Below are 26,071 nucleotides of genomic sequence, written 5' to 3' on the forward strand. Positions count from 1 at the left end.
TCCAGTAGGCGTAGATTGATGCAGCCAGTTTGGCCACGGACAGCGCGGAACCACCGGAGCGTACACGCAGTACGTGAGGATGGTGAGCACGGTCCAGGGCCAAAATGGCAAATAAAATAGCCTAACGGGCCAGGCTCTTAGTTCAGGCCGACGTATTTGAACTCATAGCTGACATCAAACGGTTTCCACCAGCGACCGACCCCGGTCTCGCTGTCGGTATGACGATGCATCCCGGCTTTTGACGGCGGTTCAATGTGGTAGGTCACTTTATAGTTGCCGACGCCCATCATTTTGATATTCGCGCCATAGTGCGGGCCGTCGCTGGCCACCATCGGCATAAAGGTCCCTTCCTGTTTTTCACCGGTGTCACTATTGACCAGGGTATAGGCGATGGTCAGATAGGGGATCCATTCGCCGGCGCCAAAACCATTTTTGCCCCCTTCAACCGCATGAATATCGGCCTCCAGATGGATATCCGATTTGGCGGCCGGCAGCCCCATGCCGCGCGGCTCCATATCAATTGGCTGCAGGTAGACGGCGGCGATCTCCATCTCATTCATGGTGACCGGTTCACCGGCGGGATACTCTTTAAAGGCCAGTGCCGCCGGGGCGGTAAATACGGCAGCCATGGTGGCGCTGATAATCAAGGTGTTCTTAAAAGTCATCTGACACATCCTCTCGTCGTTAAAGGGCAATTATGATTTTTTTATACTCACTGTCGGCGCCTCGTTGCGGCGGCGCATAATGACCAGTGCCGCCGCGGCAGCAACCAGCAAAATAAGTTGTGGTAACAAGGTTTCCAGATAGGGATAGATGCCGAGCCAGCTGATTTCCGGCACTCCGCTGATTAAGGTCGGCTGGAACAGTTTGCCCTCCACCAGTTCGAGGACGCCTTTACCGGCGAAGACAAACGCCATCAGGTACATCAGGCCGCCGGTAAAGATGAAGAAGGGTTTCAGCGGCAGACGGACCACCGAGTAACGCATCACGATCCACGCCACCAGCAGCACCACGCAGCCAATGACGAACCCGCCGCCGATAGCCAGATGGCCGGAGACGCCCTGGGCATCGCCAAGCAGGGCAAAGTAAAACAGCACGGTCTCCGCCCCTTCGCGGTAGACCGCCAGGAAGCTGGTCAGCCACAGCCCGACCAGCGAGCCACGGGAAAGCGAGTGGCTCAGTTTGCCCTCCAGCCAGGCTTTCCAGTGGCGGGCTTCGACTTTCGACAGCAGCCAGTAGCTCATGGAGAACAGCATCACCACCGCGATCAGCATGGTGAACCCTTCCAGCAGCTCGCGACTGGCGCCAGAGTTGGTAAACAGCAGCTGGAACAGCACCGCCGTCGCTACGCTGGCGATCAGCGCCACCACCACCGACTGGCGAATTAACGGCAGCTTGTCGTGATGATCGTTTTTCACCAGCCAGGCGACGATGGCCGCCACAATCAACAGCGCTTCCAGCCCTTCGCGGACAATAATCATCAGGCTGTAGAGCAGCAGGCTCCACTGGGTTGCCTCGCCCTCACCCAACATGGTCACCGCCTGTTGCAGGTCGGCGTCCAGCGCCGCGGCTTCCGCCGCCAGTTTTTCCTGCGGCTGGCCGGCCTTCATCAGGCTCACCATGCGGGTGAAATGGGCTTCGAGGGCAGTTTTAAACGTCGCATCGCGGGAGCCGATTTTGTTCTCCATCCCGGAGGCTTCGAAGCGGTCGAAATAGGTATCCTGAATATCCAGAATCGCCTGCTGGGCCTCTCCGCGCTGATAGCGCGCCAGCGCCGCTTCGACGCTGCGGTGGATCTCCGCCGCCACCGTGGCCCAGTTGGTCCCCGCGGTGCTGTCGGCCTCCGGCGCGGCGCCGTTATCTGCCGTCGGAGCGTTCACCGGCTGGTCGTCGCGGGTCGTTGGCAGGCCCGGCAGGAGGTCTTCCAGATCTTGCAGCAGCGTGGTGACCTGGTAGGCCACATCGTTGAGGTGATCCGCTTGTGACGTCAGCGCAATCAGGGCGGTAAACTGCTGATTAATGGCCGCCGCCGCTTTTGCCGAACGGTTTTGCCGCACCGACATTTCCATCTCGGAATTTTTAAAGCCCTGATAGTGCGCCTGCTGCACCTGCTGGCTGGCGAGGCTGACGTTGCCCGCCTGATAGGCGCTCATCGCCTGCGCCAGCAAATCGTCAATCACCCGGAAACTGTTCTGCCAGTGCAGCGCGATATCATCGCGCGACAACGCAGTATGCTGTTCTTCCGCCACCAGCCGATGGCCGCCGTCCAGCACCGGCTCCACTTCACGCAGCGCCCGTTTCAGCTCGTCAACCCGCGCCTGAACCGCCGCCAGCGGTTTGCCATCGGCGATCATCCACCGAATCTCGCCGAAGCTGCTCTCCATCTCGTAGCTTTTGCGTGCTGAAAAATTGATGCGAATAGGGCCTTCGAGATTTTCAAACACCTCGAAATAGGCCGCCTGCACTTCCCGACGCGCCTCGTTGGTTTTTTGCTGCTGGTAGAGTTCGACGGTGCTATCAAGCCGCTGTTCGATATCGTCGATGAGGGGGGCATAGCGGGTCTGCGCCATCGCCTGCGCACTGATAAGCAGGAGACTAAACAGCGTGAACAGCAGAAAAGCGCGAGGGGCGGCCATGGTGCATCCCGATAAAAATAATGATAATCGTTATCATTGTTATTTTTACCAGGACACACATGACCCAGATCATAAAAATGTCAATCAGTGACAATTTGTGTCAAATAATGCAAAGAGCCACCGCTGCAGCGGTGAATGAATCCGCTGGCGCTCAGCGCGCTAATAGCGTCGGGTCGTGCTGGAGATGACGCAGGAAATTACCGTAGCCCTGGCTGCTCATCCAGAAATTAATACTCTTCTCGACCCCGGTGGAGGTTAAGGTCGCGCCGCTGATGCCATCCACAGTGTAGGCATCATGTTCGCCGGGCTGGTTCTGCACCACCTGCAACGCCGGTTTTCCCTGTTCATCACGGAGTTTTTTCCCCACCCACTGCCGGCGCCATTGCGGGTCTTCCACCCTCGCCCCCAACAGCGGCGTCTCATTTTGCTGGTAATAGATCAGGTCGTTGACCGTGCGGCCATCGGTATCAAGGGCCACCAGCGCATACATCATCGATTTGGCGCCCTTACCATGAACCGGCAAGATAATCTGTTGAATATGCTGGTTATTGTCGCGCACCAGATAGATCCCGACCTGCGCGCAACGCTGGCGGATTTGTGCTGGATCGCGCGCTGGCGGCAGGTCGATACAGCGTGACGCCCCGCTCTGCTGGCCGACGGGAAGCAGTTCGCCGCTATCCAGATCCAGCTGGCGGCTGACAATGTGCGCCTGGTACAACGCGCGCTGCGTTTGCGCATCCTGCTGTCCGCTGCCCAGCAGCCCGGCGACGTTCAGCACCGCGGTTTCGGTCTGCTGGTTGACCGGGCTGGCGTCATTGTCTTTCAATAGCAAAAAATAAACAGCAACGATGGCGAAACATAAAACACAAATAATCATCAAGGATAAAACAATAATTTTACTTTTACGCATGCGCTGATGAATCCCGTCGGTAGATAAGCATCATTGTCTAATGGGTCAGGCGCTTAGCTTGCGATGGTTTTTGTCTCTTTGTCCAGCCTGTTTTTTCGCTCACCTCCGCTGATAATATATTTCCCTGCCCTGCCTGCGGCATATTTTTATTTAATCCGATGCACCGCTAACGGCCAAATTAATATATAAACGACCGTGCCATTATTATTGTTAATCACCATCAACTTTTTGCAGCCATGATTCTGCTCGCGCTGGCGAATTGTAAAAAATCGCCCGGACGCTGGCTTGTGATAGGATTAATCTTATAATGTCAGCACGCTAGCGAGCCACCTGCTACCGTCACCCCGGGATAAGAGACAAACATGTCCAGACCTTCGACGCTGTACGTTCCACATGTGTTAAGCGCGGCCGATATTGCACCGGAAGAGCGCTATCAACGGATATCGCAAAATCTTAACTGCTACGGTATTAAGGTGGTGAATAACCGCCGGCCGGAAGCGATAATTGCCAACCATAAAACTATCTCCGGGGTTTCTGGCGATTTTTGTAGTGCGATGGGCTCTAAAAACGAGACGATCTTCGATCCGCATCAGGTAGATTCATCGTCGATTTATATTTCGTTATTGCTCCAGGGCAAACAGGTGATCAGCGGCAGAACCCCCGCCACCCGCGGCCAGGTGGATGCCGGGATGCTGGTTGTTCACCAGCGCAGCGATTATTACCATTATCAGTGTGACGATGTTAAACAGCTATATATCATTCCGCACAGCGATAAAATCAAAACATTATTCAGCGGTAAACTGTCCAGCCCGATAGTTTCACTGGAAAACCACCCTTTAGCCCAGTTTTTAAAATCACATATGTTATTGCTGGATGCGCAATCGGATCGTTTATCTCAGCCAGAAACGGCGGTGATTGTCGACGGTCTGCACCATATTGCGCTGCGGGTTTTGGCCGATGTCGCCGAAGAAAGCGGGCTGCGTTCAACCGGGAAATTAAGCCACCTCGTCGACAGCGCGCGCGCGTTTATCGCCCTTAACTACCACCAGCACCAGCTGTCACCTGACCTGATTTGCCAGGCGCTGCGCTGCTCCAGGGCCAGCCTCGACCGGGCGTTCCACGAACAAGGTACGTCGGTGATGGTGGCAATCAAAGAGATTCGGCTGGAAGCGGCCCGCCAGCTGCTGGAAAAGGATCGTCAGCTGGCGGTTGAACAAGTCTCCTGGCGCTGCGGCTTCACCAGTCACCCGTTATTCAGCAAAAGCTTTCGCGAAAAATATCATGCGTCGCCAAAAGCCTGGCGCGACAACCATTACCAATAAGCGGGAGAGTGAGCCGCAGATTACTATTTTAGCGATGGCGAAACGATTTAAACTGCGTGGCTTTGCGTTCTTTGATATAGCTCAGTAAGCAATAGACCGAGATCCCCAGCAGCGCGATGGCAACGATAATTAACAGCAGGGTGCTGATATTCATTTTGATATTCTCTTTATCAATTATTCTTACATTTTTATCATAATGATTCTGCCCTCCGCGAACAGCACCCCGGGCCTCAATCCTGTTGTTTGCCCCTCATCGCGCATACGCGCGCAAACGTTGATCTTCTCCCTGTGCTGTAGCAGCATGGCTGAGCAAACACAGAGCCTACTGAGTCAGGCTTTTAACAAAAAAAACAACACCATCAGCTAACTACAGGAGCGTATCAGTGCCAACCGGATATCGTATTCAGGCTACCGATCTGCATCAGTTCGTTACCACGCTTTTCACTCAACTGGGCAGTACCTCTGACGAGGCCGCTCTCGTCGCCGACCATCTGGTGGCGGCCAATCTTGCCGGGCATGATTCACACGGCGTCGGGATGATCCCGAGCTACGTGCGTTCCCACGCCGAGGGCCACCTGCAGCTTAACCAGCACGCCAGCGTCATGAAGGACGCCGGTGCGGTGGTGACCCTCGACGGCAACGCCGGCTTTGGTCAGGTGGTCGCCCACGAGGCGATGCAGACGGGGATTGAAAAGGCCCGGCAGCACGGCATGGCGGCGATCGCCCTGCGCAATGCGCACCATATCGGGCGCATCGGCTACTGGGCCGAACAGTGCGCGGCGGCAGGGTTTATCTCCATCCACTTTGTCAGCGTCGTGGGTGACCCGATGGTCGCGCCGTTTCGTGGCAAAGACAGCCGCTTTGGCACCAACCCGCTGTGCGTCGTGTTCCCGCGCAAAGGCCAGCCTCCGCTGCTGCTCGACTACGCCACCAGCGCCATTGCCTTCGGCAAAACCCGCGTCGCCTGGCACAAAGGCGAAGCCGTGGCGCCGGGTTCACTGATTGACGCCCACGGAGAGCCGACCACCGACCCGGCGGTAATGCAGACCTCGCCGTTAGGCGCCCTGCTCACCTTCGCCCAGCATAAAGGCTACGCCCTGGCGACGCTGTGCGAGATCCTCGGCGGCGCCGTTTCCGGTGGCAAAACGACCCATCAGTCGAGCCTGCAGACCTGCGTCGACGCCATTTTCAACTGCATGACCACCATTATTCTCAATCCGGAAACCTTCGACGCACCGGATATGCAGGACGAAACCGAGGCCTTTATCGACTGGTGTAAGCAGTCACCTCACGACCAGCAGACCCCGATTCTGGTGCCGGGAGAGTGGGAAGAAGCCAATCGTCAGTCCCGCCTGGCGCAGGGGATCCCGCTGGATGCTGGGAGCTGGCAGGCCATCTGCGAAGCGGCCCGCGAAGCCGGTATGGCCCCCGAGACCCTGGCGCAGTTCCAGCAGAAAATGGTCTGATCCCACCGCAGAGCGCCCTTCCCGGGCGTTCTGCGACGTCATCGTCATTAGTGACGACATCATGACGCCTGTCGCCCCCTTCATTAAAATAATCATATATATCAATATATTAAATATTGGCATAACTTCTGCATAATGCTTCGGCCTTCTGCCAGCATCGCGGCGCAAGGATTCCATGACGATGGCGGGCCGGGCCCGGCCTGACCATTGATCTTCATTCACTGTTAACAGGTCTGTTACTGATGAAAAAAGTCACAAGCGTTTGCCCTTATTGCGGGGCGGGTTGCAAACTCAAGCTGGTTGTCGATAACAATAAAATTATCCGCGCGGAAGCGGCCGATGGGGTCACCAACCAGAATCAGCTGTGCCTCAAGGGATACTACGGCTGGGATTTTCTCAACGATACCCAGCTCCTGACGCCACGCCTCAAGCAGCCGATGATTCGCTACCAAAAAGGCGGCAAATTAACCCCCGTCAGCTGGGAAGAGGCCATTCGCTACACCGCCAACAAGCTGCGGGAGATCAAAGCGCAGCACGGCCCGCGCGCCATTATGACCACCGGATCGTCCCGTGGTACCGGCAATGAAACCAACTATGTGATGCAAAAATTCGCCCGGGCGGTGTTGAACACCAATAACGTCGACTGCTGCGCCCGCGTCTGTCACGGCCCTTCGGTGGCGGGCTTGCAGGTAGCTCTCGGCAACGGGGCGATGAGTAACTCCATCAGCGATATCGAACACTCCAAATGTCTGCTGGTCTTTGGCTATAACTGCGCAGACTCCCACCCTATCGTCGCCCGCCGGGTGATTAAAGCCCGTGAAAACGGCGCGAAGATCATCGTCTGCGACCCGCGGCGCATCGAAACCGCCCGCATCGCCGACCGCCACCTGCAGCTCAACAACGGCAGCAATATGGCGCTGGTGAATGCCTTCGGCCACGTCCTGCTGGAAGAAGATCTCTACAACCATGACTACGTTGACCGCTTTACCGAAGGGCTGGAAGCTTACCGCGACGCGGTACAAGCCTACTCGCCTGAAGCGGTCGAAGCGGTCACCGGCGTACCGGCGCAGGAGGTGCGGCAGGCGGTGAGAATGTTTGCCGCCGCGCCGTCAGCCACCATTATGTGGGGCATGGGCGTCACCCAGTTCGGCCAGGCGGTGGACGTGGTCAAAGGGCTGGCCAGCCTGGCGCTGCTGACCGGCAACCTCGGGCGCGAACACGTTGGCGTCGGGCCGGTGCGTGGGCAAAACAACGTTCAGGGCGCCTGCGATATGGGGGTGCTGCCGAACCTGTTCCCAGGCTATCAGGAGGTCACCGACCCCGCCGTGCGGGCGAAATTCGCCAGCGCCTGGGGCATAGACCCGGCTCTCATGGATGACCAGGCGGGCACCCGCATCACCGAAGTGCCTCATAAAGCCATGGCGGGAGAGATCAAAGCCTACTACATCATGGGCGAAGATCCGCTGCAGACCGAGGCCGATCTGGGGCTGGTGCGTAAAGGTATCGAGGCGCTGGATTTTGTGGTGGTGCAGGATATCTTCATGACCAAAACCGCAGAGATCGCCGACGTCCTGCTGCCGGCGACCTCGTGGGGCGAACACGGCGGCGTCTTCACCTGTGCCGACCGCGGTTTTCAGCGTTTCGAGAAAGCGATCCCGGCACCGGCCAACGTCAAACGCGACTGGGAGATCATCAGCCTGCTGGCCACCGAGATGGGCTATCCGATGCATTACGATAACAACCAGCAAATCTGGGACGAAATGCGCGAACTCTGCCCGCTGTTCTACGGCGTCACCTACGAGAAAATGGGCGATATGAACCACGTTCAGTGGCCGTGTCCGACGCTCGACCACCCCGGCACGCCGTGGCTGTATAAAGAGAACCGTTTCGATACTCCGACCGGCAAAGGCCAGCTGTTTGCCGCCCCGTGGCGGGCGCCGGCAGAGACGCCGGATGCCGGCTATCCGCTGGTGCTCTGCACCGTGCGCGAAGTGGGCCATTACTCCTGCCGTTCCATGACCGGCAACTGCGCGGCGTTGCAATCCCTTGCCGATGAACCCGGTCGGGTGCAGATCAGCCGCGCCGACGCCGAACAGCTGGGGATCGCCGACCGCCAGCTGGTGTGGGTCAGCTCGCGACGCGGGAAAGTGATCACCCGCGCCGACATCAGCGACCGCATCAATCGCGGCGCCGTCTATATGACCTATCAATGGTGGGTCGGCGCCTGTAATGAACTGACCCAGGACAACCTGGACCCGATCTCGAAAACGCCGGAAACCAAGTATTGCGCGGTGAAAATCGACGCCATCGAGGACCAGCAGTGGGCCGAGCAGTACGCCTGGCGCGCCTACAGCGACATGAAGGCCCGTCTGAAGGCGGCGGTCAGCGCCTGACGGTACGGCTGACGTAAAAAAGGGAGAGGCCTCGCCTCTCCCTGTTCACTCTGCCGCCGCACGTTTCAGCCAGCCGGCAGCAGCGACTCCACCAGGGTCGTCCACATCGCCACGCCAGGGGCTATCAGATCGTCGTTAAAATCGTAGCCGGCATTGTGCAGCGGCTTTGACGGTATGTCGCCATCGGTACCAATCCAGAAATAAGCGCCCGGACAGGCTTCCAGCATGCAGGCAAAATCTTCTGACGCCATCGACGGGTTAATCTGCCCGTTTACCGCCGCTTCACCCAGCGCGGCTATCGCCACCTCACGCACTTTCTGCGCCTCGGCCGGATGGTTCCTGGTCACCGGATAGCCAGGATACCAGGCAATTTCTCCCTGCACGTCAGAAACCTGCGGTTGGGTCGCGACGTAGTGCGCGATCAGCCCTTTCACCCGGGCGCGAACCTGGTTGCTCAGGCAGCGGAACGTCCCGCGCAGCACGACCTTATCCGGCAGCACGTTAATCGCTTCGCCGCCGTTAATTTGGGTAATGCTGACCACCGCCGACTCCTGCGGCGACAGGCGGCGTGACGGGATGGTCTGCAGCGCCATAATCAGCTGCGCCGCGGCGACGATCGGGTCGGCACCGCTTTCCGGCATCGCCGCGTGACAGCTTTTGCCGGTGAGGGTGATTTCAAAGGCGTCCAGCGAGGCCATCATCGCCCCTTCGTTGACCGCCACGTGGCCTAACGGCAGACCCGGCCAGTTGTGCAGCGCGTAGATAGCGTCCATCGGGAAGCGTTCAAACAGCCCCTCTTCGACCATTTTGCGCGCGCCGCCGAGATTCTCCTCCGCCGGCTGGAAGACAAAATGCACCGTGCCGCGAAAACGGCGGGTCTGCGCCAGATGCGACGCCGTCGCCAGCAGCATGGCGGTATGGCCGTCATGCCCGCAGGCATGCATCACGCCAGGATTGCGCGATTTATAGCTGAGATCGCCGGATTCGGTAATCGGTAACGCGTCCATATCGGCCCGTAGTCCGATAACCGGCCCCGGACCGTTCTCCAGGGTGGCGACCACGCCGGTCCCCGCCAGCCCGGTATGCACCTGCAGGCCAAAAGAGGTCAGTAATTCAGCGACACGGCGCGCGGTGTTCTGTTCCTGATAGCCAAGCTCCGGGCAGGCATGAAATTCACGTCGCCAGCGAATGGCCTCAGCGATCGATGATGGCGATACTGCCATGTCTTGCTCCTTTCCTGCACAGCTTCAACGCTGAACGCATAGCTGAACGAATAGCCGATCGAAAAATACTGCGGGCCTCGATTGTTATGCCCGCCAGCACGCCTCCGCCCCCGCGGAGTGCCCTATTGGTTATATCCTTTCGCCAGCGCGCTGACAACACTCCCTGCAGGGACAGCCCCGCTGTTTTACCGGCGGCTGGCGCTGGCGTATCAATAATAGTAGTCATTTCAACGGTGACATCCGCCATACGATTAATTAATATGCAGAGCTGTCGGCAATTCGCCGGATTATCCACCTGTTGACTTCCGTTATCGGGAATAAAATGTTTAACCAAGACCAGAATCGCCTTGCCCCCACGCTGGCGATGATCATGGCCGCGTCATTAGTGGGATTTATCACCGGTTATACGGTGCCGTTAATCAGCCTCGAGCTGGCCCAGCAACAGACAGACACCGTCTACGTCGGCCTGCTGGCCGCGCTGCCGCCTGCGGGCATGATGCTCTCGTCGTTCCTCTCCCCTGCGTTGTGCCGTCGTTTTGAGATGGGCCACCTGCTGAGCGCCAGCCTGCTCCTGTTGGCGCTGGCGACGATAGCCTCCTGCCTGACGGTGGATCTGATGCCGCTGCTGCTGCCGCGTTTCCTGACCGGTATTGCGTCCGGGGTGATTATCGTCCTCGGCGAAAGCTGGATCACCGGCGGCGCGGCGGGCAAAAACCGCGCGACGCTGACCGGCATTTATGCCTCAGCCTTCACCGGCTGCCAGCTGGCGGGGCCGCTGCTGATCTCCGCCGGTAGCGAATATCAAATCTGGGTGCTGGTGGCGGTCGTCGTCCTCACCGCCGCCTGCCTGCTGATGCTGCGCCATCTGCCAACCGGCAGCCGCGAAACCCTGTCAGAGCGCGCCAGCTGGCGGAGCCTCGGCGCCTTCTTACCGGTGCTGGCCTCCGGGGTATTCTGCTTTGCCTTCTTTGACGCCAGCATCCTGGCGCTGCTGCCGCTGTACGGCATGGATAAAGGGCTGAACGAAGCGATGGCGGTGCTGCTGGTGACCATCGTCTTAACCGGCGATGCGCTGTTCCAGGCACCGCTTGGCTGGGTGGCCGACCGCTTCGGCATCCGTCGGGTGCACCTCAGCTGCGCCGCGGTGTTCTGCCTCTCCCTGCTGGCGCTGCCGTTCCTGCTGGTATCGCCCGTTCAGCTGATTGTCGGCTGCCTGGTGCTCGGCGCCGCGGCGGGGGCGCTGTATACCCTCTCGCTGGTGCGGGCCGGGAAAACCTTCAACGGGCAAAAGCTGATCATGATAAATGCGCTGCTGGGATTCTTCTGGTCGGCGGGCAGCGTGGCCGGGCCGGTCATCAGCAGTCTGGTGATCAGCGTATCGGGCTATGACGGGTTACTGATCACCCTGCTGGCCAGCGGCGGGTTGTTCCTGCTGATTCAGTGTCTGGGGAAAACGGAGCAGACCCTGCTGGCGGCGGCCGATGAGGATAGCGATGACGATGATGATGCGCAGCCGGCTACCGCGTAATCACCGGCGGCCAGGTGGGTTCTCCGCTTAGCCGCGCTTGCCGCCGGACTTGCCGATCGCCTTGTGCAATTCGTTAATGCGCTTCATCGACTTGATGGTTCGCTGCGGCGAGGTGGTCGCAACCGACAGCACCAGCATCTCAAGACACACCAGCACCGTACCGTGCAGCGGCACCCGGCCATTATCGCCGCCGCGCGGGACGTCAATCACCACCTGCGCCTCCTGGCTAAAGCGCGAGTCCACCGCCTGAGTCAGCAGAATCGTCGGGATCCCCAGCCGTCGGGCCTCCCGCAGCGCGGTCATCCCTTCACGATGCGGCGATTTTTGCCCCATCATAATCATCACGTCCCCGCGTTGCAGATTGATCAGCTGCTCGGCCAGGCTGAATCCGGTCCGGTTCATCACGTAGGAGGGTAAACCGATGCGGCTGAACAGTCGGCCGGTATACTCCGCCAGAATCCCCGAGGCCCCGATGCCGAAAATCGCCACCTGCCGCGCCTCGCTGAGCAGCGCCACCGCCTGGGCGACGGCGGCCCGGTTGGCGGGACGGGACAGCACTTCGCAGGCGCGCTGATGCCCCTCAAGCACAAAATCGATGCTCGAATTGACGTCGCTTGAGAGAGCGTTGACCGTAGAGAGCATTTTCTCCGACGAGGTGACCGAGGGGCCAAACCAGCGCTCCATGGTCTGCTTCAGTTCGCGCAGACCGGCAAACCCCAGCGCCTGAATCGCCCGCACCACCGTGGCGTCCGAGGTGTGGGTCGCGGCGGCAATCTCCATCGCCGTGCGCTCCAGCACCACTTCGCGGTTTTCGTTGATATAGCTGACCACCGCCAGCAGACGCGGCGACAGCTGATGCGCCCGGGCGCGGAAACGGTCGCCAAACAGGTCGACCCGCCCTTTCTCTTTCTTCACCGCGGTTTTCATTTCAGCCCCGCCGGCAAAGGCCGCCCGGCAATATGCGATTGCACCTGCGCCACCATCAGGCTCAGGGCGGCAAAGGAGTTAGAGATCACCTCTTCGCGCGGCAGCAGGATATAGCGCCCGGTACGACAGGCGCGCATAAAGTCGCACCAGCCGGGCATCACCGCCTCCATCGCCTGTAGCTCGTCCTGCGGTTTTCCGCCGGTGTCCGAGCGCCAGGTGGCAAAAACAAAGTCCGCATCCAGTTCCGGCAGCTGTTCGGCGCTGACGTCAATGCGCTGGCCGTCGGGGATCTTGTCGATCAGCGGCGGGAAACGGAAGCCGGCATCGCGCAGCACCCGTCCCAGGGCATGATATGAGTGGTGCACGGTCACTTTGCCGTTGTTGGCCTGAATTACCGACACGCTGATATGTTGGGTGTCGACCATCGCTTTAAGCTGGGCGATCTGCGCCTGGTAGCGCCGTTCGAGGATCGCCAGCCGCGCTTCGCTGCCGGTGAGCTGCGCCAGCTTGCTGTAAATCCGCGGCGCGCTGCCCTGCAGGTGGTCGATGCTGACCGTCGGGGCAATCTTCTGCAGCTGCTCGACGGAGACGTGACGACTCGGTTCGGTGATGATCAGATCCGGCTTTGCCGCCGCCACCGCTTCAAGGTCGATATCCGCCGTGCCGATAAACTGAATCGCGCTGTTATCGAAATCGATGCCGGTCAGTTGGGCGCTGGAGCGCAGAAAATGGCTGCCGTCCGGGCGCGTTCGTCCGTGGCTGGCCACCGGCGGCACCCCAAGCTCAATCAGCGGGATTGTGATATCGAGGTCGTGCATTGAGACAATGCGCTGCGGATGCAGCGGTACCGTCACCGCCCGACCGAGATCGTCGGTAAAGATTTGAGTCTGACCTTCGGCGGCACCAGCAGCAGCGCCCACCACCAACAGCAAAGAGATCAACCAACGCATAGCAACCCTTCAACGTTACAGGGCGTCACGACGACGCCACAGCAGCAAGATAAAAAATGGACACCCGACCAGGGCGATAACGATCCCGGCCGGAATTTGCAATGGCGCAAAGGCCAGACGGCCGATGGTGTCGGTCAGCAGCACCAGCAGCGCACCGATCAACGCGCTGCCGCACAGCAGCGCCACCTGGCCACCGCGCAGCACAAAGCGCGCCATATGCGGCGCCATCAGGCCGACAAACCCCAGACTGCCGACGCAGGAGACGCTGGCGGAGGTCAGCAGCACCGGCGCGAAAAAGCGCAGCAGGGTCAGGCTCTGCAGCCGCACTCCCAGCCCGACGGCGGTGCGATCCCCAAGCAGCGCCACGTCTGCCGCCCTGGCGGTGAGTAGCAAAATCAGCGCGCCCGGAAGCGCCCAGATGAGGGCCACCGCCAGCAGCGGCCAGGTTGCGGCATGCAGGCTTCCGGCCAGCCAGATCATGGCGGTCTGCACATCGCGGACATCGGCGGTCGTCATGAAGATGCCCACCGCCGACGCCAGCGTCCAGGAGACGCCGATACCGATCAAAATAAAGCGCGGACGGGCGCAGTCGCGGGCCAGCGCCAGCACCAGCAGCGCCACCAGCAGCCCGCCAAGGATCCCCGCCAGCGGTCGCCAGACCAGCCCCAGCGCCGGGAAAAACAGAATCAGCGCCAGCACCACCACGCTGGCCCCCTCTTTGACGCCAATCAGCCCCGGGTCGGCCAGGCCGTTGCGGGTAATACTCTGCATCGCCGCGCCCGCCAGGCCGAGCATCGCCCCACAGAGCAGCGCCATCAGCAGCCGGGGCAGGCGGATATCAAACAGGATAAAGCGTGGCTGCTCCGCCAGATCCTGCGGGGCAAACAACGCGCGGGCCAGCGTGCCCGTCGGCAGCGGGAAGCTGCCGCGCGCCAGGCCAAAGCACGCCAGAAGCAGGATCGCGACAATCAACACGCCGGCGATTTTCAGCGCCGCCGGGCGGATGAGCAGCTGGCAGGACCCGACCCGCAGCGGGCGAAAACCGGCGTGAGCGGCTACGTTTTTCATTTAAAAAATCTCGCGGCAATAAAGATAAATACCGGAGCGCCCACCAGCGCGGTCATCGCCCCGGTGGCCAGCTCCTGCGGTGCGACGAGGGTGCGCGCGGCAATGTCGGCCACTACCAGCACCAGCGCCCCGACGGGGGCCGCCAGCGGCAACGCCAGACGCAGATCCTCGCTGATCAGCCGGCGAACAATATGCGGGACCACGAGGCCGACAAAGCCGATCGGCCCGGCTACCGCCACCGCCGAGCCGCACAGCAGAGCAATCGCCGCCAGGCCAAGCAGCCGGGTCTGGGCGATCTTGACCCCCAGCCCCAGCGCCACATTATCGCCCAGCGCCAGGATATTCAGCCGCGGCGCGATAAACAGCGCCAGCAGCGCCCCCGCCAGCGCTGGCACCGCCGCCGAACGCAGGATGGCGCCGTTCAGCCCGGCCAGATCGCCCGCCAGCCACGTGCGCATTGCCAGCAGCGTCTGCTCATCGAGGATCAGGATGGCCGCGGTCACCGCAGAAGCAAAGGCCGAGAGCGCCACCCCGCACAGGGTGATGCGCAGCGGCGTCGCCCCGCCGCGCCCGGAAGTCGCCAGCAGCATCACCCCGCCGAACAGCAACGCCCCACCGCAGGCGGCAATCAGCGGACGCTCCCACGCCAGCCCGCCCAGCCCCAACGCCGAGGTGCCCACCACCGCCAACGACGCGCCGGCGTTCAGCCCGAGAATATGCGGTTCTCCCAGCGGGTTACGAATCACCGTCTGCAGCAACAGCCCGGCCACGCCGAGCACCGCCCCGGTGAGCAGCGCCGCCAGCAGGCGGACCAGCCGCAGATCGACGATGATCCGGTGGTCAAAATTGCGCGGATCGTAATGGGTCAGCGCCTGCAGGATCGTCTGCGGCGCAATCCAGCGCGCCCCAAGCCCCAGATGGATCACCGACGCCCCGGCCAGCAACAGCATCAGCAGGACCAACGCCAGCAGCGGGCGCGACTGACGACGGCGCGGCAGCGCCAGCGCGGCGGCACTCATTGCCCCGCCCCCTGCGGCGAGCGAAAAGGCATAAAGAAAGGTTTACCGGTTTGCGGGTTCAGGGACATCTGGACCTCAACGTCAAACACGGTTTTGATCAGCGCCGGGGTACAGCGTTCATCTTCCCCCACTACGCCGGCGATCCGCCCCTGCTTGAGGAACACCAGCAGGTCGGCGTAGTTGACCGCGAAGTTCAGGTCGTGCAGCACCGTGACCACCGTACGCCCGTGCTCACGGGTCAGAGTTTGCAGCAGTTCGAGGATATCGACCTGGTAGCGCAGATCGAGCCAGGTGGTGGGTTCGTCGAGCAGAATGGTCGCCGTTTGCTGGGCCAGCGCCATGGCTATCCAGCAGCGCTGTCGCTGGCCGCCGGAGAGGCTGTCTACCGGCAGACGGGCAAATTCCGTGGTGCCGGTGAGCGCCATCGCCTCTTCCACCGCCTGTTGGTCGGCATCCGACCACTGGCGCATAAACCCCTGCCAAGGATAGCGCCCGCGCGAAACCAGTTCAAACACCGTCAGCCCTTCCGGGGTCAGCGGCGACTGCGGCAGAATGCCTAACTGGCGTGAAACCGCCCGGGTCGGCATCTCGTGAATGGACTGCCCGTCCAGACGAACGCTGCCGCCAAGCGGCTTCAGCATACGGGCGATGGTCGACAGCAGCGTGGATTTACCCGAGCCGTTGGCCCCGGCCAGCACCGTCATTTTACCGTGAGGGATCGTCAGATGAATATCGTCGACAATCAGGGTCTGGCCATATCCGGCCGACAGGGCATCCAGTACGATCCCCTGCTCTGCAGGCATCACCCGCTGTGGCATAACTCACTCCTGCGCCGCAACGGCGTGGCATCGCGCCCGCACGTTCGCACTCAAACAAAAATAAATCTCATTCTCTTTTGATCATGCGGCGGATGAATGTAGTAGTCAATACCCCAACGCTTCAGGCAGCGCCCGTCATCACTACGGAATACACCTCAACAACAACAATCTATTTATTCGTTTATAAACAATATATTAATCGAATTACATGACGCCGTTAACGGGCAAAACGGCCGCGGTGGCGGGCTGATGATTTTTTATCTTATATAACATTTACTACTACATTCCCGCATGGTTGAATGATTCTCAATTACATGCCTGAGCGCAAATTACCGCGAATAACGGGCAGATAATATTGTTAAGGGCAATGATTTAATTGGCTTTTCTGTCCGCAAAGGACAGATGCGTTCGCGAGAAACAGATAATGACTCAATCAACGATCCCTTTCACTACGCTGAAAGGGCGCGCGCTTTTTTCACTGATATTTTTAGGTTCCTTTGCCTCACCGGGATTAGTTGCAGCAGAAAACAGCAGCACCAGCGATAAAACCACCGCCGATGAAACCATCACCGTGGTGGCCGACAAGTCGCAGCAGCCGGCGACCAACGGCTATCAGCCGGTGACCAGTTCAACGGCGACGCTGACGTCGATGCCGCTAATGGATATTCCGCAGGTCGTGAATACCGTTAGCGACAAAGTGCTGGAAGACCAGCACGCGACCACCCTCGACGAGGCGTTGTATAACGTCGCCAACGTCGTTCAGACCAACACGCTGGGCGGCACCCAGGATGCCTTTACCCGCCGTGGTTTTGGCGCCAACCGCGACGGTTCGATCATGACCAACGGCCTGCGTACCGTCCTGCCGCGCAGCTTTACCGCCGCCACCGAGCGCGTCGAAGTGCTGAAAGGCCCGGCGTCGACGCTGTACGGTATTCTCGATCCCGGCGGATTAATTAACGTGGTGACGAAACGCCCGGAGCGCACCTTCGGCGGCTCTATCTCCGCGACCTCCACTAGCTTCGGCGGCGGAACCGGCCAGTTTGACGTCACCGGCCCTATCGAAGGGACCCGGCTGGCCTATCGCATCATCGGCGAATATCAACATGAAGATTACTGGCGCAACTTCGGCAAAGAGAAAAGCAGTTTTATCGCCCCTTCTCTGACCTGGTTTGGCGACAACGCGACGGTGAACGTCTCTTACTCGCACCGCGATTACAATACGCCGTTCGATCGCGGGACCATCTTCGATCTCAATACCGGCCATGCGGTGAACGTCGATCGCAAAACCCGTTTTGACGAACCGTTTAACATCACCGATGGCTATTCCGACCTGGCGCAGCTGAATGCCGAATACCGTCTGAACGACGCCTGGACCGCCCGCTTTGACTACAGCTACAGCCAGGATCACTACAACGATAACCAGGCCCGGGTCACGGCCTACGATTCAGCGACCGGCGATCTGACCCGCCGCGTCGATGCGACCCACGGTTCGACGCAGAAAATGCACTCGACCCGGGCCGATCTGCAGGGCAACGTGGTGGTTGGCGGCTTTTATAACGAAGTGCTCACCGGCGTCGCCTATGAGTATTACGATCTGCTGCGTACCGACATGATTCGCTGCAAAAACGTTAAAGGGTTCAATATCTACAACCCGGTGTACGGTACGGTCGGCACCTGCAACACCGTGTCGGCGTCCGATAGCGATCAGACCATCCAGCAGGAGAGCTACGCCGCCTACGTTCAGGACGCGCTGTATCTGACCGATAACTGGATTGCCGTCGCCGGGGTTCGCTATCAGTATTACACCCAGTATGCGGGTAAAGGTCGGCCGTTTAACGTCAACACCGACAGCCGCGATCAGAAATGGACGCCGAAGTTTGGCCTGGTCTATAAGCTGACGCCAAACGTGTCGCTGTTCGGCAACGTCGCCCAGTCGTTTATGCCGCAGTCGTCGATCGCCAGCTACATCGGCAACCTGCCGCCGGAAGAGTCCACATCCTATGAAGTCGGCGCGAAGTTTGATCTGTTAGACGGCATTACCGCCAATATCGCGCTGTTTGATATCCATAAACGCAACGTGATGTACACCGAAAGCGTCGGCGATGAGACCGTTGCCAAGACCGCAGGCAAAGTGCGTTCCCGTGGGGTGGAGGTGGATCTGGCCGGCGCGATCACCGACAACCTGAACGTTATCGCCAGCTACGGCTACACCGACGCCAAGGTGCTTGACGATCCGGACTACGCCGGCAAACCGCTGCCTAATGTGCCAAAACACACCGGTTCGCTGTTCCTGAGCTACGACATCCATAACGTCTACGACAGCAACACCCTGACCGTCGGCGGCGGCGGTCGCGCGGTGAGCAAGCGCTCGGGCACCAACGGCGCGGATTATTATCTGCAGGGCTACGCGGTGGCCGATGTCTTTGCCGCCTATAAGATGAAGCTACAGTACCCGGTCACCCTGCAGGTGAACGTGAAGAACCTGTTTGATAAGACCTACTACACCTCCTCCATCGCCACCAACAACCTGGGCAACCAGATCGGCGATCCGCGCGAAGTGCAGTTCACGGTGAAAATGGACTTCTGAGTCCGTCACCCTGTCCCGGACAGCGCCGCTGTGGATAATAAACGGCGGCCTGTCCGGGCCGTTTTTCCCCGCCCGCCTGACGCTACCAGTCCTCTTCCTGCCCAAGAATACGCAAAATATTCTGCCGGTATTCCAGCAGCTGCGGGTTATCGCGATGGCGTGGAAACGCCAGCGGCAACGTGAATTCCGCAATGATTCGCCCCGGTCGCGGCGACATCACCAGCACCCGTTCGCACAGCAGCAGCGCCTCTTCGATGTCGTGGGTCACCAGCAGGCTGGTGTATCCCTGCTGCTGCCACAGGCCAATCAGCTCGCGCTGCATGCTGATGCGGGTCAGCGAATCCAGCTTGCCGAGTGGCTCATCCAGCAGCAGCAGACGAGGCTCATTGAGCAGCGCCCGTGCCAGCGCGGCGCGCTGGGCCATGCCGCCGGAGAGCTGTCGCGGCCACGCCTCGCTGAAGCTCTGCAAGCCGATACGGGCAATCAGCGCATCGGCCTGGGCTTCCCAGCCCTTTTTGCCCTGGGCCTGTGGCCCGAGCAGCACGTTTTGCCGCACCGTCAGCCACGGGTAGAGCGTCGGGTCCTGAAACACCAGAATCCGCTCCGGCCCCGGTCCCGGCATTGGGGCGTTATCGATGCGGATCTGCCCCTCCTGCAACGGCTCCAGCCCCGCCAGCAGCCGCAGCAGCGTGGATTTCCCGCAGCCCGAAGGCCCGAGCAGCGCCACGCTCTCCCCGGCACGCAGCTGCAGGCTGATATTTTGCAGCACCGGTACCGGCTCTTTGCCGAGCGTAAAAGCATGCTGCAGATGATGGATCTCAACCGCCGCCCCTGATGCTGCCGCGGTCCGGGTCTGTGCCAGCGCTACCATTTCATTCCTCCTCGCTGCCATTTCAGCAGTCGGTCGCGCACCAGAAAGAGGCCGCTAATCAGGCCAGAACATAGCAAGGCCATCACCAGCAGCGCGGCGTACATATTGGGATAGGCGGCCCAGCCCTGGGCCCACTGCAGATAGAAGCCGATCCCCGCTTTCACCCCCACCATTTCGGCGACGATCAGCACCGAAAACGATGCCCCCAGCCCCATAAACAGTCCAACGAAGACGTTCGGCAACGCCGCGGGGATCGCCACCCGCAGGATCAGAAAGCGCTGGCTGGCCCCCAGCGTCCGCGCCACGTCATACCAGGCTTTATCGATGCTCACCACTCCGGACCAGGTCAGTACGGTGACCGGAAACCAGGTGCTGAGGGCAATCAGAAACACGCTGGCGCCAAAGCTTGAGGGGAAGATAAACAGGCACAGCGGCAGCAGCGCGGTGGAGGGAACCGGCCCCAACAGGCGCAGCACCGGATGCAGCCAGTAGCCAATCCGCTGGGACCAGCCGATCGCCAGCCCGCTGATAAAACCGCAGGTGGTGCCGAGCAGCACCCCAAGGCTCAGCAGTCCCAGCGAGTGCAGCAGGCTCTCCAGCAGACGCGGCCAGTCATCCACCAGCACGCCAATCAGCGCCTGCGGCGGGGCAAAAAACGGCACCGGCAGAATCGTCGTTTTGGCGGTCAGCCACTCCCACAGGACAAACAGCAGCGGCAGCAGCGCCAGCCATTTACCGGCATGCAGCAGACGAGCGCCCCGCTGGCGCCAGTAGCGGTAGCTTAGCGCCAGCACCAGCAACCCGCCGGCGAGGCTGAACTGCATCAGCGCCCAGGTCTCGCTGTAGGGCCAGCGCCGCCCGGCATCCGGCCAGGCGAGGGTAAAGCCGCCTGCCGCCAACCACAGTGCGGCGGCTAACCACCCTTCAGCCCACTGAGGATAACGCGCCCCGGCCAGCGGCAGCCGCCGTTCAGGCGAATACGTTGGCATAGATACTCTCCGCAAACTGATGAGGATCGGTCCCCGGTTTGATCACCTGCACCCGTTGCAGGTCGGTGACGTACTGGGTCAACTCGTTGACAAAGGCCTCCCCGACCGCGTGATGTCCATGGCCCTGGCCGTGAATAATGCCCGAGACTTCGGCTTCATCGGTATTTAAGGCATGGGCCATAAACGACTGGGCTACGCTTTCCGGATGGGCCGCCGCGTAGCTGTGCGCTTCGAGGATCGCCTGGGTCAGCGCCGCAGCCACCGGCCGGTGGTCGCGGGCCAGCGCCCCGCTCACCCCCAGCACACAGCAGCTGAGATTGGCGTAATCGCCGTTCATGTTGCTGGCGATCAGCTGATATTTGCCGCTTTGCAGCAGGCGGTAGCTGAACGGTTCGCTACCGCTGATGGCGGCGATCTCCTGTTTATCCAGCGCAATGCTGAGCAGGTCCGCCGGATAGACTTTCCACTGCACGTCGCTAATCGGGTCTATGCCGTGGCGCTTAAGCAAAATGGCGAAAAAGTTTTTGTCCGGCCCGGCCATATCGGTGACGCCAATGGTCTGACCCTTCAGGCTCGCGAGGCCGCCGAACGGCGAGTTTTTGGCGGTCAGCAGATTCAGGCAGCCGCCGTGGGTGCCGGCGGTCAGCTTGACGTCAAACCCTTGCTCCAGCGCCTTCAGCCAGCGCAGCGCCATCCCGACCCCGGCATCGGCTTTACCGGTGGCAATCGCCTCCAACAGCACGTCGGTCGAGTTGCCAAAGTTGACGAATTCCACGTCCAGATTGTATTTGCTGAAGAACTTCTGCTGTTCGGCAACCGCCACCGGGGCAAGGCACACCGCACTCTTGTTGATCGCCAGCTTCAGCTTGTAGGGCTGGGCCAGGCGCAACGCGAGATTTTCACCGCTGTCGGCCATCGCCGCCATATCATGCGCCCACAGCGGCAACGCTGCCGCGGCCAGCGCGGTGCCGCCGGTCAGTTGTAAAAAACGACGGCGGGAAAGAAGATGCTGGCTCATGGTGTGGCCTCCTGGGCGGCGGGATCGTCCGGCAGCGTAAACGTCAGGTCAAAGGTCGGGGTGACGTCGAGCGTCGTGCGGATCAGGCCGTTGGCCTGGTAAAAATCGGCGGTCGCCTGCTGCTGTTCCACGGTGCGGGAGTCCAGACGCTGCCACTGCGACTGACGGTTGGCAAACTGCGCCCGGGCAATTTCCGGCGGGAAACGAATGATCTCCCCGAGCGTTTTGCCATAGCTGTCGAGGTTGGCGTAAGCCCAGCGTTCCGCCCCGGCCAGACGGGTCAGATAATCCTGCAGCGCCGCCCGCTTCGCCGGGTCCTTTAGGCTCTCGTCGGTGGCCGCCAGGAAGGTATTGCCCGGCAGCAGCCCTTTGCCGCTGACCAGGATCTGCCCCTCGCCGGTTTTCACCAGTTGGGTGGTATAGGGCTCCCAGGTCGCCCAGGCGTCCACCGACCCGTTAAGGAGCGCCACCTTGGCATCCACCGGACCGAGGAAGACCCACTGCACGTCCTTCGGCGAAATCCCGGCCTGCTGCAGCGCTTTCAACGCCACAAAGTGGCCAATCGACCCTTTGCCGGTGGCGATGCGCTTGCCTTTTAACGCCGCGGCGTCCTTCAGCGGGCTGCCGGGAGATACCAGCACGGCGGTGCCCGCCGGGTTGCTTTTATCTACGGCAATGGCTTTTACCGGCGCCCCGTTGGCGAGGGCGAACAGCAGCGGCGCATCGCCAATAATCCCGGCATCCACCGCGCCAGCATTGAGGGCTTCCGCCAGCGGCGCGGCGGCCGGGAACTCGGCCCATTTGATGTCATAGTTAAGGTTTTGCAGCGCATTGGCTGCTTCAAGCTGCGAGCGCATGCCGCCTTTCTGGTCGGCGATGCGCAAGGTGACGCGTTCCTGCGCCGCCGCGTAGCCGCTGAGCGCCAGCAGCATCAACGCCCCGGCGATGCGGGTGAGAGTGGGTGTGGCCATAGACATTATCCTTATAAGTGAAAAGCGTGTTGACCTGCCGCCAGCCATGCGCTGTCGTTCTGCGGCGTATGCACCCGTGCGCACAGCACGTTGCGATAGTGACGTTCCAGAGGGTGTTGCCGACTCAGGCCATGATTGCCGGTCAGTTCCAGCGCCAGCGCGACCGCCTGAATGGCGTTTTCAGTGATGGTGACCTTCGCCAGACCGGCCTCGCTGGTGGTGAATGCCAGCCCGGCCGCTTGCTGAAGCAGGCAGCGGTTGGTCAGCAGCCCGCTCTCAATCTGGCCGACTTTTTCCTGCACTCTCGGCAGCGTGGCGAGCGGTTTACCGAGATTGGCCGGCGTGCGCGAACGCAGCCAGCCCAGCAGCCAGTCGCGCGCCGCGTGGGCCACGCTGTCATAGATGGCCGCCAGTAAGGCGGTCTGGCGATTGGCAAACCGCCGGACGCTTTCGGCATCCGTGGCGGGGGGGGCGCTTAGCGGCCAGATATCCACCGCATGGTCCCGGGGGATCACCACATCGTTGAGCACCACTTCATGGCTGCCGGTGGCGCGCATGCCGGCGTGGTCCCAGCTTTTGATAATAGTGACACCGTCACTATTTTTCGGTACCAGCCAGGTGCCCACCAGCGGCTCGGCATCGTCGCTGCGCGCCCAGATAGCCAGCCAGCTCAGCCCTTCGATGCCGGTGGTATACAGTTTGTGTCCGTTCAGCCGCCAGCCGTCGGCGGTGCGTTCGGCAACGGTCTGCGGCAGTCCGCCGCGTGCCGGCGAGCCCAGTTCCGGCTCCACCCGCAGGCTGTTGATAAGCCCTCCCTGTTCCACCGCATCGCGATAGACCTGCCGGCGCAGCGGTTCCGCCCAGCCGTCGTTTTCCGCCAGCCGCAGATGGTGGATATACTGCATGCAGACAATCAACGCGGTCGCCGGTTCGCCCCACGCGATGGCGGCGATCGCCTGCTGCAGACGCGGTAAATCAGCGCCCGCCCCGCCATACTGCACCGGCGTCGCGAGGCTCAGAAAACCGGCCTGCTGTAGCTGTGCAAGCGGCCCCGCGGGAAAGTCGCCGCTGTGATCAAGGGCCGCCGCCTGCTCCGCTATCTGCTGGCGAATGGTGGTCAGCTGCTGCGCCCAGTCGCCCGTCGGCTGGGCTGACGATAGGCCTGCAAGGGTCACGATGCGCGCTCCTGCAGGGCACGCTGCGCAGCTTTCTCCCGGGTAATCGGCAGTAACGCTTTGCCATATTGCTGGGCATCATTGAGAGGGTCGAAACCGCGGATCAGGAAGTTGCGGACCCCGAGGTCGTAGTACTCCAGCAGCGCATCGGCGACCTGCTCCGGGGTGCCGACCAGCGCCGTCGAGTTATGCCCGCCGCCGACCAGTTTCGCGATCCCGGTCCACAGCCGCGTATCCACGACATTGCCCTGGGCTGCGGTGGCCCGCAGACGTTGCGCCCCCACGCTGTCAGGTTTGGCTTTAAAGCCGTTGCCCGCCTGCGCCGCCTGCTGGGTGGCGACGTGCAAAATGTGTTCGGCCTTCTCCCAGGCCTCGGCTTCGGTATCGGCGACGATCGGCCGGAAAGAGACGCTGAAATCAATCTCGCGCTGGTGGCTGGCCGCTTCGGCCCGCACCCGACGGATTGTCTCTTCCGTTTGCGCTAACGACTCGCCCCACAGGGCAAAGACGTTGGCGTGCTTACCGGCGACCCGCAGCGCGGCTTCAGAGGAACCGCCAAAATAGATGGGAATATGCGGTTTTTGCAGCGGGCGGATCGCCGACCACGCCTGCTGCGCCTGATAATAGTCGTTGGCGATATCCACGGGCTGCTCGGCGGTCCAGATTTGACGCACCGTCTCGAGGAAGGCATCCGTCCGGGCGTAGCGCTGGTCATGATCGAGATAGTCGCCGTCCCGGCGCTGTTCGGCATCGTTGCCGCCGCTGATGATATGCACCGCCAGGCGCCCGCCAAGCAGGTGTTCGAGGGTGGCAAATTTACGGGCGGCCACCGTCGGCGAGACAAACCCCGGACGGTGGGCCAGCAGGTAGCCAATCTTCTGCGTCGACAGGCCCGCCAGCGCGGTCACCAGGAAGCCGTCAGGTTGATCGGACCAATGGCCGACCAGCAGACGATCGAACCCGGCGGCTTCGTGAGTTTGCGCAAAGCGCACGATATAATCGCGGTCAAAGATGGGGCCGACCGGGGCGATGGTTTCGGATGAGAGGCGATGACCAATCATGCCGAGAAACTGAATGCTCATAACTGAACTCCTGGTGTCGGGATAACGGTTGGCCGCAGCGGCGGCACCTGTCGTTACCCTATACACCGGCATTCAATGAGCAAAATGCATTTTTATCATATCTTAATATGCAAAACAGGCATTTAACTACTTTCCTGCATATTTTCAGTCAGATAGCTGTAGCTGCTGCGCCACTTTTCCGGCAAAAAAAGTGAAGGGCTGCTGCAGATTGACCAGGTTGTGCGCGTTGACCTGCCACAGCGACACCGCCGGCTGAAAATCTTCCAGCGTCAACACCACCACCTCCTCGCGCCACGGGCTGGCTGCCAGCGCCGCCCGCGGCACCAGACCGAGTCCCTGCCCCTGGGCAACCAGGCCAATTTGCAGCCGGGCGCCCGCGGTTTCGACATTCAGCTGCAGCCGCAGCCCCTGAGCCTGCAGTTCGCGGATCAGCCCCGCCCGCAGCCCGCAGCCATCGGGGTTGAGCACCCACCCCTGAGCCGCACAATCCCGCAGCTCCGTCGCCCGCAGGCGCAGGCTTTTCGCGGCAATCACCACGATATCCAGCGGGCACAGCAGTCGCCCGCTGTAGCCGTCGGCAAACGTCTGCTGCGCCGGGCCCATCGCCAGCATACCGTCGAGCTCGACGCTCTCCAGCCGCTTTTGCAGCAGCCCGCTCCAGCCGCAGGTGACCTGGGGTTGCAGCTGTGGAAACTGCTGACGTAGCGCCAGCAGCGCCGGCTGGAGCGCGATCTCCGCCACGCTCTGCGGCACCCCAAGGCGCAAGATACCGTGCGGCTCCGCCTCCGGGTCGAGCAATCCGTACAGTTTTTTGGTCTCTCGCTTGATGCTCAGGCACTGCTCGTAGACCCGATGGCCGGTGGCGGTCAGCGTCAGCGGCCGGGTCTGGCGCTCCAGCAAGGTGACATCCAGCGTCTGCTCCAGACGCTGCAGCCGACGGGTGATGGCCGACTGGGTGATCCCCAGATAGTCCGCCGCCTGATTGAGGGAGGAAAACTGGACCGTTGCCAGCAGTGCGTCAATGTCGTCGATGCGCATAGAATCCTTAATGTGATTTTTGCATATTAATATATGCGTAAATTGCATTTAAATAATATTAACGCCTTTGTTAGCGTAAT

The 26,071-nt window shown here is 60.9% G+C and carries 22 protein-coding genes and 1 pseudogene; 5 read left to right on the plus strand and 18 right to left on the minus strand.

The genetic code is table 11. The annotated features are described in order from the left end of the window. Positions 1–137: 137 nt before the first annotated feature. From EDF82_RS05990 to nqrC, 3 genes are all read right to left on the minus strand, one after another. Complete coding sequence (locus tag EDF82_RS05990) at positions 138–665, minus strand: iron transporter (RefSeq protein ID WP_123754653.1); 528 nt, start codon at positions 663–665, stop codon at positions 138–140. A 30-nt stretch (positions 666–695) separates the two neighbouring features. Then, entirely contained in the window at positions 696–2,636 is a 1,941-nt protein-coding gene (locus tag EDF82_RS05995; RefSeq protein ID WP_123754654.1) for an FTR1 family protein, read from the minus strand. A gap of 151 nt (positions 2,637–2,787) precedes the next feature. After that, complete coding sequence (gene nqrC, locus EDF82_RS06000; protein ID WP_123754655.1) at positions 2,788–3,546, minus strand: NADH:ubiquinone reductase (Na(+)-transporting) subunit C; 759 nt, start codon at positions 3,544–3,546, stop codon at positions 2,788–2,790. A 362-nt stretch (positions 3,547–3,908) separates the two neighbouring features. Between nqrC and EDF82_RS06005 the strand changes: the two genes are divergently transcribed. Continuing rightward, the gene (locus tag EDF82_RS06005; protein WP_123754656.1) at positions 3,909–4,868 is read left to right on the plus strand and encodes an AraC family transcriptional regulator; all 960 of its coding nucleotides are present in this window, start codon (positions 3,909–3,911) and stop codon (positions 4,866–4,868) included. Between the two features lie 28 nt (positions 4,869–4,896). On the opposite strand, the gene EDF82_RS25135 is transcribed toward EDF82_RS06005, so the two are convergent. After that, positions 4,897–5,016, minus strand: coding sequence for a small membrane protein (locus EDF82_RS25135; RefSeq protein ID WP_148060390.1), 120 nt, complete (start codon positions 5,014–5,016; stop codon positions 4,897–4,899). Between the two features lie 235 nt (positions 5,017–5,251). Between EDF82_RS25135 and EDF82_RS06010 the strand changes: the two genes are divergently transcribed. Both EDF82_RS06010 and fdhF read left to right on the plus strand, forming a co-directional pair. Then, entirely contained in the window at positions 5,252–6,334 is a 1,083-nt protein-coding gene (locus tag EDF82_RS06010) for a malate/lactate/ureidoglycolate dehydrogenase (protein ID WP_123754657.1), read from the plus strand. A 242-nt stretch (positions 6,335–6,576) separates the two neighbouring features. After that, positions 6,577–8,727 (plus strand): formate dehydrogenase subunit alpha, encoded by a 2,151-nt coding sequence (gene fdhF / locus EDF82_RS06015; RefSeq protein WP_123754658.1) that lies wholly within the window; start codon positions 6,577–6,579, stop codon positions 8,725–8,727. Positions 8,728–8,792: 65 nt separating this feature from the next. On the opposite strand, the gene EDF82_RS06020 is transcribed toward fdhF, so the two are convergent. Together EDF82_RS06020 and EDF82_RS25210 are read right to left on the minus strand one after the other, a co-directional pair. Continuing rightward, a complete protein-coding gene (locus EDF82_RS06020; RefSeq protein ID WP_123754659.1) occupies positions 8,793–9,950 on the minus strand; it encodes a M20 aminoacylase family protein in 1,158 nt (385 codons plus the stop codon). Further along, positions 9,922–10,284, minus strand: coding sequence for a hypothetical protein (locus tag EDF82_RS25210; RefSeq protein ID WP_158613264.1), 363 nt, complete (start codon positions 10,282–10,284; stop codon positions 9,922–9,924). Before EDF82_RS25210 ends, EDF82_RS06020 begins: the two co-directional genes overlap by 29 nt. Between EDF82_RS25210 and EDF82_RS06025 the strand changes: the two genes are divergently transcribed. Next, a complete protein-coding gene (locus EDF82_RS06025; RefSeq protein WP_123754660.1) occupies positions 10,273–11,478 on the plus strand; it encodes an MFS transporter in 1,206 nt (401 codons plus the stop codon). The genes EDF82_RS25210 and EDF82_RS06025 overlap by 12 nt on opposite strands. A 27-nt stretch (positions 11,479–11,505) precedes the next feature. Here EDF82_RS06025 and EDF82_RS06030 read toward each other — a convergent pair whose 3' ends face one another. From EDF82_RS06030 to EDF82_RS06050, 5 genes are read right to left on the minus strand one after another with little or no spacing between them, the layout of a single operon-like run. Further along, entirely contained in the window at positions 11,506–12,405 is a 900-nt protein-coding gene (locus EDF82_RS06030; RefSeq protein WP_123754661.1) for a MurR/RpiR family transcriptional regulator, read from the minus strand. Continuing rightward, positions 12,402–13,355: an iron-siderophore ABC transporter substrate-binding protein gene (locus EDF82_RS06035; RefSeq protein WP_123754662.1), complete on the minus strand. Its 954-nt coding sequence runs from the start codon at positions 13,353–13,355 to the stop codon at positions 12,402–12,404. The genes EDF82_RS06030 and EDF82_RS06035 overlap by 4 nt, the downstream gene beginning before the upstream one ends. Before the next feature lie 15 nt (positions 13,356–13,370). Further along, positions 13,371–14,423 (minus strand): iron ABC transporter permease, encoded by a 1,053-nt coding sequence (locus tag EDF82_RS06040; RefSeq protein ID WP_123754663.1) that lies wholly within the window; start codon positions 14,421–14,423, stop codon positions 13,371–13,373. Continuing rightward, positions 14,420–15,442, minus strand: a complete 1,023-nt coding sequence (locus EDF82_RS06045; RefSeq protein WP_123754664.1) for an iron ABC transporter permease — start codon at positions 15,440–15,442, stop codon at positions 14,420–14,422. The genes EDF82_RS06040 and EDF82_RS06045 overlap by 4 nt, the downstream gene beginning before the upstream one ends. Continuing rightward, on the minus strand, positions 15,439–16,260 hold the full coding sequence (locus EDF82_RS06050; protein ID WP_123754665.1) for an ABC transporter ATP-binding protein: 822 nt from the start codon (positions 16,258–16,260) through the stop codon (positions 15,439–15,441). The genes EDF82_RS06045 and EDF82_RS06050 overlap by 4 nt, the downstream gene beginning before the upstream one ends. A gap of 424 nt (positions 16,261–16,684) precedes the next feature. On the opposite strand from EDF82_RS06050, the gene EDF82_RS06055 reads away from it, so the two are divergent. Beyond that, the gene (locus tag EDF82_RS06055) at positions 16,685–18,847 is read left to right on the plus strand and encodes a TonB-dependent siderophore receptor (protein WP_227540107.1); all 2,163 of its coding nucleotides are present in this window, start codon (positions 16,685–16,687) and stop codon (positions 18,845–18,847) included. Between the two features lie 82 nt (positions 18,848–18,929). Here the strand turns inward: EDF82_RS06055 and EDF82_RS06060 are convergent, their stop codons facing one another. The 7 genes and pseudogenes from EDF82_RS06060 to EDF82_RS06090 form a co-directional block, all read right to left on the minus strand. Further along, positions 18,930–19,718, minus strand: a complete 789-nt coding sequence (locus EDF82_RS06060; protein ID WP_123754666.1) for an ABC transporter ATP-binding protein — start codon at positions 19,716–19,718, stop codon at positions 18,930–18,932. Then, positions 19,712–20,707 carry an ABC transporter permease gene (locus EDF82_RS06065; protein ID WP_123754667.1) on the minus strand — a complete coding sequence of 332 codons (996 nt, stop codon included), beginning with the start codon at positions 20,705–20,707 and terminating at the stop codon, positions 19,712–19,714. The genes EDF82_RS06060 and EDF82_RS06065 overlap by 7 nt, the downstream gene beginning before the upstream one ends. Next, the gene (locus EDF82_RS06070) at positions 20,688–21,725 is read right to left on the minus strand and encodes an ABC transporter substrate-binding protein (RefSeq protein WP_123754668.1); all 1,038 of its coding nucleotides are present in this window, start codon (positions 21,723–21,725) and stop codon (positions 20,688–20,690) included. The genes EDF82_RS06065 and EDF82_RS06070 overlap by 20 nt, the downstream gene beginning before the upstream one ends. Beyond that, entirely contained in the window at positions 21,722–22,696 is a 975-nt protein-coding gene (locus EDF82_RS06075; protein WP_123754669.1) for an ABC transporter substrate-binding protein, read from the minus strand. The genes EDF82_RS06070 and EDF82_RS06075 overlap by 4 nt, the downstream gene beginning before the upstream one ends. Before the next feature lie 11 nt (positions 22,697–22,707). Beyond that, a complete protein-coding gene (locus EDF82_RS06080; protein WP_123754670.1) occupies positions 22,708–23,871 on the minus strand; it encodes an acyl-CoA dehydrogenase family protein in 1,164 nt (387 codons plus the stop codon). Further along, positions 23,864–24,953 (minus strand): annotated as a pseudogene (locus EDF82_RS06085) (LLM class flavin-dependent oxidoreductase); the annotation flags it as partial. The gene EDF82_RS06080 and the pseudogene EDF82_RS06085, both read right to left, overlap by 8 nt. Positions 24,954–25,097: 144 nt before the next feature. Beyond that, complete coding sequence (locus EDF82_RS06090; RefSeq protein WP_123754672.1) at positions 25,098–25,991, minus strand: LysR family transcriptional regulator; 894 nt, start codon at positions 25,989–25,991, stop codon at positions 25,098–25,100. Positions 25,992–26,071 lie beyond the last annotated feature (80 nt).

Source organism: Klebsiella sp. BIGb0399, assembly GCF_003752615.1.
GTDB classification, from domain to species: Bacteria; Pseudomonadota; Gammaproteobacteria; order Enterobacterales; family Enterobacteriaceae; genus Klebsiella; species Klebsiella lignicola.

Excerpts from the sequence above, each read along its gene's own strand:
- EDF82_RS05990 (WP_123754653.1), bottom strand. The coding sequence starts at position 665 with ATGACTTTTAAGAACACCTTGATTATCAGCGCCACCATGGCTGCCGTA.
- EDF82_RS05995 (WP_123754654.1), bottom strand. The coding sequence starts at position 2,636 with ATGGCCGCCCCTCGCGCTTTTCTGCTGTTCACGCTGTTTAGTCTCCTG.
- nqrC (WP_123754655.1), bottom strand. The coding sequence starts at position 3,546 with ATGCGTAAAAGTAAAATTATTGTTTTATCCTTGATGATTATTTGTGTT.
- EDF82_RS06005 (WP_123754656.1), top strand. The coding sequence starts at position 3,909 with ATGTCCAGACCTTCGACGCTGTACGTTCCACATGTGTTAAGCGCGGCC.
- fdhF (WP_123754658.1), top strand. The coding sequence starts at position 6,577 with ATGAAAAAAGTCACAAGCGTTTGCCCTTATTGCGGGGCGGGTTGCAAA.
- EDF82_RS06020 (WP_123754659.1), bottom strand. The coding sequence starts at position 9,950 with ATGGCAGTATCGCCATCATCGATCGCTGAGGCCATTCGCTGGCGACGT.
- EDF82_RS06025 (WP_123754660.1), top strand. The coding sequence starts at position 10,273 with ATGTTTAACCAAGACCAGAATCGCCTTGCCCCCACGCTGGCGATGATC.
- EDF82_RS06030 (WP_123754661.1), bottom strand. The coding sequence starts at position 12,405 with ATGAAAACCGCGGTGAAGAAAGAGAAAGGGCGGGTCGACCTGTTTGGC.
- EDF82_RS06035 (WP_123754662.1), bottom strand. The coding sequence starts at position 13,355 with ATGCGTTGGTTGATCTCTTTGCTGTTGGTGGTGGGCGCTGCTGCTGGT.
- EDF82_RS06040 (WP_123754663.1), bottom strand. The coding sequence starts at position 14,423 with ATGAAAAACGTAGCCGCTCACGCCGGTTTTCGCCCGCTGCGGGTCGGG.
- EDF82_RS06045 (WP_123754664.1), bottom strand. The coding sequence starts at position 15,442 with ATGAGTGCCGCCGCGCTGGCGCTGCCGCGCCGTCGTCAGTCGCGCCCG.
- EDF82_RS06050 (WP_123754665.1), bottom strand. The coding sequence starts at position 16,260 with ATGCCACAGCGGGTGATGCCTGCAGAGCAGGGGATCGTACTGGATGCC.
- EDF82_RS06055 (WP_227540107.1), top strand. The coding sequence starts at position 16,685 with ATGACTCAATCAACGATCCCTTTCACTACGCTGAAAGGGCGCGCGCTT.
- EDF82_RS06060 (WP_123754666.1), bottom strand. The coding sequence starts at position 19,718 with ATGGTAGCGCTGGCACAGACCCGGACCGCGGCAGCATCAGGGGCGGCG.
- EDF82_RS06065 (WP_123754667.1), bottom strand. The coding sequence starts at position 20,707 with ATGCCAACGTATTCGCCTGAACGGCGGCTGCCGCTGGCCGGGGCGCGT.
- EDF82_RS06070 (WP_123754668.1), bottom strand. The coding sequence starts at position 21,725 with ATGAGCCAGCATCTTCTTTCCCGCCGTCGTTTTTTACAACTGACCGGC.
- EDF82_RS06075 (WP_123754669.1), bottom strand. The coding sequence starts at position 22,696 with ATGGCCACACCCACTCTCACCCGCATCGCCGGGGCGTTGATGCTGCTG.
- EDF82_RS06090 (WP_123754672.1), bottom strand. The coding sequence starts at position 25,991 with ATGCGCATCGACGACATTGACGCACTGCTGGCAACGGTCCAGTTTTCC.